The organism is Pseudoalteromonas luteoviolacea S2607 (assembly GCF_001625575.1).
Lineage (GTDB): Bacteria > Pseudomonadota > Gammaproteobacteria > Enterobacterales > Alteromonadaceae > Pseudoalteromonas > Pseudoalteromonas luteoviolacea_E.
In genome coordinates this window covers 124,298-137,422 of the sequence record NZ_AUXV01000004.1, presented here as the reverse complement: position 1 = coordinate 137,422, position 13,125 = coordinate 124,298, and the positions used below count along the sequence as shown (strand labels likewise).

Annotated in this window: 17 protein-coding genes; 9 read left to right on the top strand and 8 right to left on the bottom strand. The window is 40.5% G+C overall.

Going from position 1 to position 13,125, the window contains the following annotated elements; all coding sequences use genetic code 11:
* Positions 1-2 precede the first annotated feature (2 nt).
* From N480_RS04565 to N480_RS04545, 5 genes are read left to right on the top strand one after another with little or no spacing between them, the layout of a single operon-like run.
* Positions 3-626: an antibiotic biosynthesis monooxygenase family protein gene (locus N480_RS04565; protein ID WP_063371357.1), complete on the top strand. Its 624-nt coding sequence runs from the start codon at positions 3-5 to the stop codon at positions 624-626.
* Complete coding sequence (locus N480_RS04560) at positions 623-1,267, top strand: antibiotic biosynthesis monooxygenase (protein WP_063371356.1); 645 nt, start codon at positions 623-625, stop codon at positions 1,265-1,267. Before N480_RS04565 ends, N480_RS04560 begins: the two co-directional genes overlap by 4 nt.
* Positions 1,268-1,275: 8 nt before the next feature.
* Positions 1,276-1,845: an antibiotic biosynthesis monooxygenase family protein gene (locus tag N480_RS04555; protein WP_063371355.1), complete on the top strand. Its 570-nt coding sequence runs from the start codon at positions 1,276-1,278 to the stop codon at positions 1,843-1,845.
* A 15-nt stretch (positions 1,846-1,860) separates the two neighbouring features.
* Positions 1,861-2,577, top strand: a complete 717-nt coding sequence (locus N480_RS04550; RefSeq protein WP_063371354.1) for an SDR family NAD(P)-dependent oxidoreductase — start codon at positions 1,861-1,863, stop codon at positions 2,575-2,577.
* 27 nt (positions 2,578-2,604) lie between these two features.
* Entirely contained in the window at positions 2,605-3,027 is a 423-nt protein-coding gene (locus N480_RS04545) for a hypothetical protein (protein ID WP_063371353.1), read from the top strand.
* A gap of 95 nt (positions 3,028-3,122) precedes the next feature.
* Here N480_RS04545 and N480_RS04540 read toward each other — a convergent pair whose 3' ends face one another.
* The 4 genes from N480_RS04540 to N480_RS04525 all read right to left on the bottom strand — a co-directional run bounded on the left by N480_RS04540 (position 3,123) and on the right by N480_RS04525 (position 7,594).
* A complete protein-coding gene (locus N480_RS04540) occupies positions 3,123-4,172 on the bottom strand; it encodes a hypothetical protein (protein ID WP_155732761.1) in 1,050 nt (349 codons plus the stop codon).
* A 6-nt stretch (positions 4,173-4,178) separates the two neighbouring features.
* On the bottom strand, positions 4,179-5,234 hold the full coding sequence (locus tag N480_RS04535) for a hypothetical protein (RefSeq protein ID WP_063371351.1): 1,056 nt from the start codon (positions 5,232-5,234) through the stop codon (positions 4,179-4,181).
* A gap of 291 nt (positions 5,235-5,525) precedes the next feature.
* A complete protein-coding gene (locus N480_RS04530; RefSeq protein ID WP_063371350.1) occupies positions 5,526-6,569 on the bottom strand; it encodes a diguanylate cyclase in 1,044 nt (347 codons plus the stop codon).
* A gap of 263 nt (positions 6,570-6,832) precedes the next feature.
* Positions 6,833-7,594: a helix-turn-helix domain-containing protein gene (locus tag N480_RS04525; RefSeq protein WP_063371349.1), complete on the bottom strand. Its 762-nt coding sequence runs from the start codon at positions 7,592-7,594 to the stop codon at positions 6,833-6,835.
* Positions 7,595-7,708: 114 nt separating this feature from the next.
* Here N480_RS04525 and N480_RS04520 point away from each other — a divergent pair, with 114 nt between their 5' ends.
* Genes N480_RS04520 through yiaA form a run of 3 tightly spaced genes read left to right on the top strand, consistent with a single transcriptional unit; the run spans position 7,709 to position 9,348 of the window.
* A complete protein-coding gene (locus tag N480_RS04520) occupies positions 7,709-8,056 on the top strand; it encodes a hypothetical protein (RefSeq protein ID WP_063371348.1) in 348 nt (115 codons plus the stop codon).
* A gap of 12 nt (positions 8,057-8,068) precedes the next feature.
* Positions 8,069-8,884, top strand: a complete 816-nt coding sequence (locus N480_RS04515) for a DUF2145 domain-containing protein (RefSeq protein WP_063371347.1) — start codon at positions 8,069-8,071, stop codon at positions 8,882-8,884.
* Between the two features lie 2 nt (positions 8,885-8,886).
* On the top strand, positions 8,887-9,348 hold the full coding sequence (gene yiaA, locus N480_RS04510; RefSeq protein WP_063371346.1) for an inner membrane protein YiaA: 462 nt from the start codon (positions 8,887-8,889) through the stop codon (positions 9,346-9,348).
* Between the two features lie 34 nt (positions 9,349-9,382).
* Here yiaA and N480_RS04505 read toward each other — a convergent pair whose 3' ends face one another.
* Both N480_RS04505 and N480_RS04500 read right to left on the bottom strand, forming a co-directional pair.
* On the bottom strand, positions 9,383-9,808 hold the full coding sequence (locus N480_RS04505; RefSeq protein ID WP_081231743.1) for a GNAT family N-acetyltransferase: 426 nt from the start codon (positions 9,806-9,808) through the stop codon (positions 9,383-9,385).
* Between the two features lie 625 nt (positions 9,809-10,433).
* Positions 10,434-10,913, bottom strand: coding sequence for an ester cyclase (locus N480_RS04500; protein WP_063371345.1), 480 nt, complete (start codon positions 10,911-10,913; stop codon positions 10,434-10,436).
* A 129-nt stretch (positions 10,914-11,042) separates the two neighbouring features.
* Between N480_RS04500 and N480_RS04495 the strand changes: the two genes are divergently transcribed.
* A complete protein-coding gene (locus N480_RS04495) occupies positions 11,043-11,441 on the top strand; it encodes a winged helix-turn-helix transcriptional regulator (protein WP_081231742.1) in 399 nt (132 codons plus the stop codon).
* Positions 11,442-11,453: 12 nt separating this feature from the next.
* Here the strand turns inward: N480_RS04495 and N480_RS04490 are convergent, their stop codons facing one another.
* Positions 11,454-12,521, bottom strand: coding sequence for a Kelch repeat-containing protein (locus N480_RS04490; protein ID WP_081231741.1), 1,068 nt, complete (start codon positions 12,519-12,521; stop codon positions 11,454-11,456).
* Positions 12,522-12,732: 211 nt separating this feature from the next.
* Positions 12,733-13,119, bottom strand: a complete 387-nt coding sequence (locus N480_RS04485; RefSeq protein ID WP_063371344.1) for a thiol-disulfide oxidoreductase DCC family protein — start codon at positions 13,117-13,119, stop codon at positions 12,733-12,735.
* Positions 13,120-13,125: the final 6 nt, after the last annotated feature.

The window sequence follows — 13,125 nt, the reverse complement described above, 5'->3', positions numbered from 1 at the left end:
TCATGATATATAGGATTGATCTATTAAATACTAACCTGCCGAATGATTGCCAAGCTACTTGGGAAAAATGTGTAGAAGAACTTAAGAAGATAGAAGGTTTTCAATCTGCTGAATTACTAAGAGTATATAAAAATATCAACCGTAGCAGGTACGATCTAGTCAGTATTATCGAGTGGGCAGATCGACGTAGTTACCAAACAAGCACTGGTGATGAAAACACATATGCGTTCTTACCTTCTGGCCAATTGCTTGCGCACAACAATATTTATGAAGTTATCAATGCCGGTGCTCAAGCTGGTATCAATCAAGCACACACAAATTTAGTCGTTACAAACCCTTACCGGATAAGTGAAAAAGAGTCTGATATCAATGCCTCCATGTGGGACAAATCAAAAGAGCACATGTTAGAAAAACAGGGGTTTGTGAACGCTCGGCTATATAAACGATTAGACGATACAGCTCAATATTACTTCTTCAGTCGCGCTAACTGGCAAAGCGAAGCTTTGTTTATGAATCAATTTGAAGGGAAAGACTTTAAAGAAATCATTTCACAGTTTGAAGATACATTCTCAATTTGCTTTTCAAACTCAGTCGTATCAACTACAAAAAAGGAAATTCCAGCATGATCCAAGTTATAGATTTAATAGAAACAGAAGATAAAGAACACACTCGTCTGTTATGGGAAACCGTTAGCAAAGAGCTAAGCAAACATAGCGGCTTTATCGCAGCGAACCTTTATGAGACATTTGAGTCTATTCACCCTAGCGCAGATTACCAATTGACTAGCTTTACCCAGTGGAAGGATCAAGCGTCATGGCTCAATGCGAGATCTGCTGTTAAGTCTAACTCTGAGATCAAAGCTTTACTTGAAAAAAGTAACGCTAAATTTACTGCTTTCACCTCAGAGCTTAGAAGTTCAGATTCACGCCAAGAAGAACTAAATACGATTGGTCATAAAAACATGGTGTTGGTGGATGTCGTTACCGTAGAGCCAGAGCGTATGGATGCTTACGCTTCTATGTGGAATAACGCAAAAAATTTCATGAAAGATAAAAATGGTTACGTTAGCGCTCATTTATACCAAACAGTCGATCCTAGCTCGGACATAAAATTTATAAACATGCCCGAATGGAAATCCGCGGAGTTATTTTCAACCTCGCTAAAAACCGAGGAGTTTTTCAAGATAGTCGACGATTTTAAAGATAACTTTTCTTTATATCTATCCAACAAACTCTTGTCTGTGCTCCCTGACCAACAGCCAAGCTAGAGGGTATCATGAATTACATCATTGATATTTATACAACTGATGATAAGCGCAAGTTGTGTCAATGTTTATCCAGCAACCTCCCTGATAATGATGATCTTAGCATAGAGATATATAGCAAATTTAAAGAGGTTAAGGATGCATTTTATGACGTGTTGGTCGTATATAAAGGCTTAGAGGTCAAGCAAGGTGTCGAGAATATTAGCAATAATATTGACCAAAACCTTTTCAGTGCTCATGAACGTATTGCGTGTCGTATTGCCATTGAACTTGGCCAACTTCAAGACACGTTAGAATCGGGCTGTTGGCTCATTAACCCATTTGAAATCACTACACAGCAAGTACCCGATGTAATTGATATGTGGAATAAAGCAAAAGACGACTTGATCCATAAACCAGGGTTTGTGCATGCTAGATTGTTCCAAGCGCTGACCCCCCACCCCAAGTACAACTTGATAAATGTCGCACACTGGGTATCAGAACACACTTTCAAGAGCGCTATTGAAGCAGATTCTTATTCAACCCATAGGCAACGATCTTTGCAATATAAATTGCATCCAGCACTTTGCGAGTCAAGATAACTAAGGAAAATTAAAATGAACAAAGTAGCATTGATCTCCGGGGCAAATAGAGGCATCGGAAAAGCTGTCGCAAGCTCGTTAGCAAAGCAGGGAAACAACCTCATTCTTGTTGCTAGAAACCAGCTTGAAATTGAAGACTTGGCAGACACACTATGCGCCCAATACAAAATTAAAATTGCCACGATTATCTGTGATATTCGTGACGTAACAGAATCATCGGATCAAATCTCATCGGCAATTAAACAGATGGGTGGCTTGGATTTACTCGTTCATAGCGCTGGCATATTTCACTATGGAACCAGTATCGTTGCAAAAGCCCAATTGAATGAACTCTTCGATGTGAATGTTGTAGGCGCACAGCAACTAACCAATATTTGTTTGCCCGACATAGAACAAAGCAATGGACGAATCGTATTTATTTCATCGGTTACAGGTCTACAGGGCTTTGCTCCTGTGGGTGGCTATGCTGCCAGTAAATTTGCACTTGTTGGCTATGCACAATCTCTGGCAAAAGAGCTTCTGGAGACTGGTGTCAAAGTGACCACACTGTGTCCTGATGTTGTCAATACAGATATGGGTAAACCTTCAGGGCTTGCGGACGATCAGATGATAGACCCTCAAGATATCTGCACAACAATAAACTACTTATCGCAACTTTCAGATGCCGTTGTCATTGAACACATAGCCCTGAAGTGTCGCGCCATTGAACAAATGATGAATGTGCGTAAATAACCCGTATATTTAGAATAGAGGTTACTGATGAATAAGCTAGGAATAAAGTTCATGGTATCAGCCGCATTTTACGGGCTCATTGCCATGTCTGTGGGAGTCTATATGGCTGCTACCAGCGACTATTTATTTAAGGCCGCTCATGGTCACTTAAATTTACTCGGATGGGTCACGATGTCCATTTTTGGCATCGTCTATTTTGTTCTTCCGAAATTAGCTTCGACCAAATTAGCGAAACTGCATTTTTACTGTGCCCACTTAGCCGTACTCTTCTTGTCCGGGGGCATGGCTATATTTGTCCTATTTGGCTCGACAGATGTTGCCAAGGTAGGTGCAGTCTTCGCTATTTCGTCTATGCTTTTATTTTTGTTTGGACTAATAAAATATGGTAGCGATAAAGCTAACTTCCCGCACACTAGCGTAATCGACAGTAAGCATCCAATGGCTCAATAGTGAACCAAACGTGGTGCGCAATTCGCACCACTTTTCGAATGAAGAAACCATCGGTAAACACAGCTAGCAAGCACTGTCATCTTTACATTCGAATACTAGTTTTGAGCCCCCGCTAATTTTTCTAAAAACGCTAAACTTGCCAGCTCTTTTTCACTGGGAGCATAAGGTGTGCGATCTAACTTTGAAATATCTACATCCGTTAATGCAGCTTCCATGATATCACTTGTGCCGTAACGAGTGCCCTCGCCTGGAACAGACGACATGCGCTCAACGACAAAGGTATTCAGTGCAAGTGCTTCTACACTTTTTGGAATAACGCTTTGATGTGCTCTAAGTGTGATGATTTCCCCACCCTCTCCTAATTTACGTTTGCCAACTAAGTGTGCCAGCGGTAACTCTCCATCATAGAGGTTTGCACGCACACGATAAATACCAGCTTCCTGAACATCCATTTGTAATGATATCACTAAGTCGCTTTGCTCTATCCTTGTACTAGCAACACCTCGTAATCGCGCACTCGGTTGCATGTATTTGGCATGGGCGACCAAAATCACTTCTTCGCCGCCAACATCCGCAATAGCCTTAATACTGATGTCGCCTAAAGGTATTTGCTTAGCCTCCAGCTTAATTTGCGCTCGCCCCCCAATCACTTGCATTTCTGCGCGATGAATTGCTTTCTTTTCGCCTACAAGGCCAACTTGTACTTGTGCTTTTTCAATCCCTTCCCCTTCTACCCATACCTCGACAGGCTCCGGTTTAATAAACCTAAACTTATTTAAAGATAACGAAATAGATTGTTCTTCACCGAATAAAGGAGTTGAAATAGGTATAAACTTATTGGGATTAAGTCTATCTTCATCATTAACTGTAAGCGGCTGTGAGTATGGTGCAAACTTTAAAGATTCGCGGTAGCCAATCGCGATGTTCTGCGCAGCGGTTTCAACGTGCATCTTTTCTATTGGCTCGTTGGGTGTACTTTCAGTGACCTTACTTTCACTCGCTTCATTAGCCGCTTTAGGCTTATTCTCCACCAGTTTAGTTTCCCCTAAAACTATCGACTCCGCGCTGACATCTGGGGTCATAGAAAACCAGATGATAAGTGCGATTAACGCACTTATCATCATCGACAAAGCCAAAATTCTCATGACTTTTTACTCAGGCAAAGCTGCAAACATCAACGCAGACATGCTTTGGTTATCTGAGTTACTTACGTACGTGTATTGCTTTTTCCACAGCCAAAAGCCTTCATTTTTTGTATAGGTATCAAAGGCAACACGTTTATTTGGGGCAATATCGATAACCGTATTCGCAGCAGTGACTTTACCCTTTGCATTATCGATAATTATTGAAAGATGGTCATAGTTATCACTCATGAGCATCGGGTAATGATAAGGCAAGAAATGTCTTACCCCTTTGTCTTGAGAGGCTACTTTGCCATCTGTCGCAATATTCAAACTACAGCTATCAAAAGATCCTGCCTGATTTGCGCCACAAGCCGAGTGCGTAGCCACAACGCTGTCATCTTTACCTGGTAGAAATAGTTTTGTCGCGCCTAGGAATAAGTCACCATCGGCTACAAAACGTAATCTTGGTGTACGACTATCTGGAAAGCTTGCAATTTGACGAGCATTATTTACTTTTAAATCGTTTAATACACCAAGTGTTTCGCCGATTGAACGCCCTAACCAAGCTCTGATAGCAGCCTCTGTAAGGGGATTAGATGCACCATTTGCGACATTTACTGCTACATCAGCAAGTTCACTTCCACCACCTGCACCTGCTACATCAAATGTTGCGACAATATTAAGGGGTTGCAGCCCAGCATTCTCTAGCCAGTTTGCTTGATTGTCGATGATATATCTTGCAATCAAATCTCCTGTAGAGTGGGTGAGCAATATACACCCAGGTACACATGTACCTTGCTCAGACATAGACTTTAATTTGGGCCAAAGATAATCGCTCGCGATCTTACCTTCAACACGTTCAAATGACGGCCAGTCGATACGCTCATCCGCAAGCGAGCCCCAATAATCAGCCCAATAAGCTTCTGCGTCACTTTCTAACTTGCCCGAATCAATGGTAAATAATTGTTGGGCTTGAAAACCATGAATTAAAACGGTTTTGTATGCTTTTGCCTGAGTGTGCGAACTGACACTCAGTATCGTTACTAAAAAACTAATAATGAGTATGTGGTTTGATAATTTCACTACTTATGCTCCTATTGTTGTATCCAATACGCCAACACACAACATAACTTCGTGTTCAACTCATCAAGGTTTATCAAGTAAATACTCAAAAATCAAACTTTATAAACAATTTTGTTACTTATTTATTAACTAAAATGCATCTAAAGTTTAAGTAAAACTGGTCTAATGTGTTGATTTATAGGTGTATAAAATTCAATCAGCAGAATGTGAAATCGGGTAGTTTTATTTAGAAAAGAATAACAGAAAGGTAATTTGAAGGCCTCTTAGAGGCCTTATAAGGTAAATTTGCGATTAACCAGCAACTTCTACTCGATTACGTCCATGAGATTTAGCCAAATACAACGCTCTATCGGCACATTCAACAAGGCTATGCCAGCTCATTTCTTTACCGTAAAGCGCAATACCGAAACTTGCAGTAATGTGTTTTAAAACTTCACCCGATTCTTTGTCCTTAATAGAAAGCTTTGCAACATCCTCTCGGATTTTATTTGAAAACCCTACAGCCTCGCTGATGCTCGAAAATGAGATTAAAATACAAAACTCTTCTCCGCCATAGCGGTATGCTTGCCCTTGTTTATCAGTGTGTAACTTTAACTTTTGAGCCACTTTACGAAGTACGTCATCACCACGCTGATGACCAAACTCATCGTTAAACTGCTTAAAATGATCAATGTCTATAAAAATCATGACCTTTTGAAACGAACTTGGCTCATTGCAGAACTTGACAATATCATCGTCAAATTTACCACGATTATATAAATCTGTTAGCTTGTCGGTGCTTGCTTTCGCCTGTGCATCAGTAAGCGTCTCTTGAAGCTGTTTAATCTCACTGTAAGCGACTTCTAACTTCTTTTGAAAGCATAAGGCATTGTGCTGCATAACGATTGATTCTTGCGTAAGCTTCGAAACGTAGTTGAGCACATCATTATAGATTTCAGGCCCAGCCTCAACATTCTGCTTTTTGAGTTGATGTAATCCGACATGGCATTCAGACAATACAGCAGAAAAATCTTCTGAGCGGCTTAGCGTATTGTTAATTTCAGCCTCAACATTATTTAATGTGTCTTTCACTAAATCAGACATTTCATGAAATAATGCAAGATCTTGCTCACTTAAAAACTCATCGAATAAAGTTTTTGCCTGTGCAGGAGGGCAAGTACCATGCTCAGCAAGTACTTGTTCTAGCTTCTTATTTAATTCTGGCTCTTTCCCTAAAACGTAACAATACCAAATCGCATAATTCATTGGCGACAGTGGTATTTGGTACTTAACCATAAAAGGTACAGCCTGCTTCAAGCAGTTTGCCGATTGAGCGAAAGAGCTATTTTGTTCCATAGAAGACCCATCAAGCCGTTTCGCACTAAAACGGCGTTTATTATTAATTTTTGTTCTGCTTTGAGAGCCAATAAATTCAATACTAAATAATTAGAAAAAATTAATCAATGTTGATTTTTACACTCTAATAACAATGGCTAATTTTGTAAAAATTGCATACGAATTAAGTACAAAGAATTACTTAGGAATAAATTATCTATACCTTTTCAACATAAGATCCCATTAGAGGAACTACTGATTGCAATTTACTCAATAAATGAAAATCAGCTTTCTTTACTGTTAGGATCTGATGGTTTTCTCAACATGTCTTTAAACTGACCCAACTGCCAAGGGCGCATTGCTAACAATAAGCCTACTCCCTGTCGCTTGTTTAAAGGTAATTTAATGTCTTGCTCATTAAGTTGAGCAACTTCTTTAGTCAACTGCTGTAATCGACGTTTAATAGTAGAGATAGTTGCATCGCTATAACTCCCCCTCAAATAAAATCGATAGCCATCTTCTTGATTAAAGTCACCTTGTAGAAACTTTCCCAGCACTTGTTGTTCAATGTACCGCTCTAAAGGCCCGCCAGGGATCCAACTAAAGTCCTGTGCTATCAGAAGCTTGTAGTTATTGTTCGGTAAAAGTTGAATCATATTCAGTTTATCCAGCCTTGCTAACAGCCTGATGCACTCTAATTCTTCAATTTGATAATGCAGAATAATGTCTTCAAACAACCACCCATCTCGTACACACACTGCGACTAAGAATAGTTTTGGATTGTCCATTAACTCTTGCTCTTGCTGCGCAGTAAGTTGGCTAATTTGGGCCTGTTGAGCTTGAGATAATTCAAATAAGTCACAAAGAGTGAGCTGCAATAACTCGCAAATGCTCTCTAGTTTATTAAGCGAGAACTGTTCATTTGAAAACATCCGTTTGATTGTCGCTTCGCTCTGTTCAAGGTGAACGGCCACATCTTTGTAAGTGAGTTTACGCTGTTTTAATAGCTGTTTAATGGTACTCGAAATTAATGGGATCTGACTCATAGTATTAAAAATTGATACCTTTGGTTTCTAATATTAATACAATTTACTAATTGGTATACAACTCCGACCAGCTTGCTAGATTAATAACCATCAACGAGAAATTGGAGTTTTCACATGCTAAAACAAAAGTTAAAACATACGCTGTTAGTAAGCACGACTTTATTGGCTATGCAGATGGCACCACAGACCCTAGCCTCTGACAATGCCTCAAATGCAAGCCATCATGCTAGCCAAGGAAGTAAATACAGTGCACTGACAATCGGTGATAGCGCGGTCGCTGGTGCCCAAGTATCAACAGCAGTGGTTGCAATTCCCCTAGCCATCTCTGGCGGACTGGCAATGAGTGCGGGATCTGCAAGTGTATCTGTTGCAGAGTCAATGATGGACGCATCGAGCAATAAGCCCTTGCCAATTTGCGAAGAAGTGGTTATCGCAGGCCCTCCCCCTTCAGAGTCATTGTAGGGAGTCATAGCCATGCGTAAATTCTTATCAATTGTGTTTGTTGCACTTTCACTAAAAAGCGCTCAAGTACATGCAGGCAGTACACAAACCGGTGAACCTAAGTTTCAACCCAAGGAAATCGCTAATTTTGCAAAACAAGTAGAACGTTACAGTGCAGCGAAACGTGCTCATGTCTTTGTTATTGCAAGAGTAGGGCAACCGCAAGATACCTTGCCTGAAGGCGTAGAATTTACGCATGTTGCACTTGCTGTATATTCACAAATTACCATGGCAAACGGTGAAAAAAAACCTGGTTATGCAATACATAATTTATATCAATTGTATGATGACCCAGCGAAAAGCAGCTTAATTATCGATTACCCAACGGACTTTTTCTGGGCGGTAGATGAGCTAAAGGCAGGCATTGCTATTCCCACTTTACCCGTGCAAAAGCAAATATTGGACGCCATCAACAATGATGTTCCAAGCAAAGTGCATAATCCGCACTATTCACTCATTGCTAACCCATTTAACAATCAGAGACAAAATTGCACAGAGCATACACTAAACATTATTAATGCGGCCCTTTACAAAACAACCAATATGGCGCAATTAAAAGCAAATACGAAAGCGTATTTCAAGCCTCAACCGCTGTCTGTCAGTCCATTTAAGCTATTTTTAGGCAGTGTGTTCAAAGATGAAATTTACAAAAAAGACCACAAAGGCAAGGTCAAGATTGCGACTTTTACGACTATTAAAGATTACTTAGCGAATCATAATTTACTCGCCCACTCGGCGGTTATCACACCAAATATGCTAAGCAATATTCAGAATTCACAGGAGATTTAATCATGGAACAATCAAACAACACACTACATACACCCAGTAAAGCTTTTAGTATTGCGTCACTCGCAGTCTTAGTAATAGGGATTGCTACCTATATGCTTGGCCTATTTAACGCGCAGATGTTATTGAACGAAAAAGGTTACTACTTGATTGTATTGATGTATGGGTTATTTTCAGCAGTATCATTACAAAAAAGCATCCGTGATAAACAAGAAAACATCCCGACTTCAAAAACTTATCAACTACTTAGTATAATATCGACTGCCGCTGCGATTGTCTTATTGGGTGTTGGCCTTTTTAACGCGGACCTTTTACTAAGTGAAAAAGGGTTTTATGGCATCGCCTATTTGATGAGCCTCTACGCTGCCGTTGCAGTTCAAAAAAATATCCGTGACAAAGAGGCTTTAAAGCAAAACATGCCAGAAGTAACAAAAGACTCAGACATGGATATCACGGATAGCCACTAACCGCTTGGTCGGCTAACGCATTAGCCGACCACCATCATTCATATGTCATGATTGATTTTTCACCATCCTTTGCAATCACTTTGAACCCACACTTTTCATACAAGCGCACCAAATGCGGTTCGCATTTTAAATAAAGTGGTTGCCAGTTTAGACTTGTAGATTTCATTTTTGCGTAATCGACTAACGCATTAGAAATCCCCAACCCTCTATATTGTGCATCAACATAAACGCCATCAAGCCATGCGCGCCCTTGTCGATACTTTATCTCCGCAGCCCCTGCAAGCGCACCGTCAAGGCATGCGTAAAACCCAACCTTATCATCTGTAGATGTGACAAGTGCCAACACTTCATCATAACTAGCATCTGCACGATGACTATCCCATTGCTCAAAATACCACTTCGCAATCTGCGCAGCTTCTTGGCTATACTGCGTTACTTCCTTTATTTCTATTTGTGACACGACATACTTCCACTTACAAAGGTTTGAGTACTCTAATGAGTAAACTTATCAGTTCACAATGTACCTTTGACAACGTTTGCTTCTTCTCTTGTATGATTGTACCTAAGTTTAGGGCTATTAATAAAGACGCAAAAAAGATAAAAGGACAGACATAAATTAGGTATGCTAGAAAAGAGAAACGCGCTCAAAAGAGCGCGTATTCAGTGCCGTGGCGAAGGGGTGGACTCCTATTGCGCTTAGCGCATTTCAAACCCTTCACGTATTAAAACGTCACAAACAGATATTTGGATCACGCTTTGTGTAATTTATTCATAAATAAATCACAAAAAGATTGAACAAGCGCTTGGTAATTCAGGTCTGATGCAATTGAACATCATCAAAGTCTCTTTTCAAAATTTCACAAACAGAAAGGAAAATAAAAAGTGAAGAGTGAAATAAAAAAAACGCTTATGTATTCAGTCACTACGGTCATTCTGCTTGGAGCTGCTTTTTATGCTTCGATGGAAGAATATCAAAAGGATAACTTATCACGTTTTCTGCAACAGGTAATTGCATCGCGCTGATATTCAACCCCACCTATTGATTTGGTGATACAAATAGACCCTGTGTATCACCAAATCAATGCTTAAAACACACCGTTTGAGTTTTTAACTTTACCACCAGCAAAAAGGTTGTATAAGCGCATAGACAGGTCAAGTGCCTGAATCGAATCCCAATGTTCTACGAGTTTGCCATCAACTACCTTCCACGTATCAATGATGTTCATTCCTTTAGATTCATCGCCTCGATGTTTCGCTTTTAACGTAGCATGAGAGTGCACAATCACATGATCACCATCAACAAAGACATGCTTGACATCGTAGCTAAATTCCGGTGCTAGTTTTGTAAAGTCTCGCAATGTGGCAACAACACCCGAAATACCGTCAGCCATACTTCTATTGTGTTGCTTGTATGTGTTTTCGCTGTAACGAGCGGTGATCAAATCAAAGTTATGATCGTTCATGAGTAGCTGCACAAATTCAATAACCGCTTGAGCTTTTGCGCTCTGTGCTTCACTCCAATGAGATTTAATCAATTTCGTAATATCTATGTTCGGTGTTTGCATTTGGCTTTCCAATTCTGTTCTTTGCGTATCAATGACGCTCACATTTAACTTTCAAAATGCAAGTTAAATTATTTGATTGCAAAATGCAAGTGAATTATGATCTGGAAATAATCTTCGAAGAGACACATTATGCCCACACGCTCACAATGCCCTATCTCCAATGTGCTAGATCATGTAGGAGACAAGTGGAGTTTGCTGATCATTAGAGATCTGATGTTTTTTGGTAAGCATACATACTCTGACTTGCAGAATTCAGATGAAAAAATGGCGACGAATATTCTTTCGAGCCGACTAGAGAAGCTAGAAAGTGATGGATTAATCACTAAGCAGTCAGACCCAAAAGACAAGAGAAAAAAGATTTATCGTCTAACAGGTGCAGGAATAGACATGCTACCCATACTGCTTGAAATGATAATCTGGAGCAGTAAACACGCGCCTGAACTCAATATACCAAATGAGCTCGTATACAGAGCCCAAATGGACAGAACGGGATTAATTGAAGATTTGACGCTGCGTATTTTGCAGTAACTTCATTTGTGATTAATTTAGTGAGAGGCGCTCCACAATGGCAGTAGTGCCCGTGGCACCTGCCTCTTCTGCTCCGCCTAACAAATAAATTTGTTTGTTTAAGGTGACCGCACCCAGCCCATGGCGTGTCGACGTCATGGGCTGGGTCATAGTTGACCATTCATCTGAACGTGGATCATAGCGCCAGACCTTATCAAAGGTACGCGTTCTCATTTCCCGTTGCCCACCCAAGTCCGTTGTGAAAGAGTACTCTTCGCCTCCAAAAACATAAATTTTCCCATCAAGTACTGTGCTTGCAAGCCCAGCACTGGCTTGCGGCATCGACGCTAATTGTTCCCATTGGTCAGTCTTAGCATTGTAACGCCATAATCCGTTGAGGTTTTTGAAATCCAGTGCATTCACTCTTCCCCCCATAACATACCACTGATTATTCAACACCACAGAAGCGGCCGAATTACTGGCAATAGGCAGCGGCGCAGCTTTATGCCATTGATCTGATTTAAGTACCCAATGCTCGTTAGTATCAACCAACATTCCACCTCTGTTCGTGCGACCGCCAGCAACGTGAATTTGACCATCAATCACCCCATACACAGACTCTCCCATTGGAATCGGTAATTCAGGCCCTTTAAACCATGCGCCACCAATTTGGTTCAGCACAAATACCGATGACTTAACCTGCCAAGCATCTGACTTGGTTGCATTAAATCCTCCAATTGCGTATAGCTTATCGTGATTTGTAACAAGCCCTAGATGATGACGCGGCTCGGGCAAAACTGGGCCTCTTTTCCAGTTTTGAACATTTTGATCAAAAATATAAGTTTGATCTGACGCTTTGAGGTATGCGAGTGCAGCCCGCTCCACTTGGGTTTGTTCAAAAGCTCCCGCTACTACGATTCTATTATTGAAAACCGCTGGGTAAACTTCTTGAAGGGGTGATGGGAGCATGGCAGAAAGATGCCAATTAAACTCATTAATGTGTTTTTGCTGAGGAACTGCGTTTGAGTCTGTTGAACAAGCCTGAAGCGTCAGCACAAATACAGTCACGATAACTATTCGAATACCACAAAGATGATTCATAAAAAGCCTTGGTAAAATCCATATGGCCTTAGTTAATCACAACTGACAAACTTATCTTCTGACTTTTTTCTCATTCTAACAGACTCTTTTTTTATCTATAATTATTAGATAGTTAGGTTACTTCTAGCTCTATATACACCTAACAAAACCTCAAAACACATCGTTTCTAATGTTATGCAAAATTGAATAAGGGTGTTCTAACGACAGATGTCTATCGCTTACAGACACCATTTTCACAACGAGATTTTCCTGTGAGCCAGTATGAAATTCGATATCGATTCTTAGCGAATAATAAATACAGTTTATCCGCAAAGGGTTTTATCACAGGCCAACGCAACGGCGCATATAACCAACCCATACCAACCAACTGCCATGCTTTGTGCGTAACATCTAGGCCGAGTATTAAATTGCCCTCGCTATCCAGTGCATGCAAAATCGTGTTGGCCTTGTCGGGATCTATATTCTCATAACGGCTAAATTCTTCAGAGTAAATATCAACAGTCTTAATTTGTTGGTGTGTGTCTTTTTTGGTAAGCGCGGTCATTTCTTTCACGCAAAGTGGACAGGTACCGTCATAAAATATTGTTAGTGCACGCATGCTCGT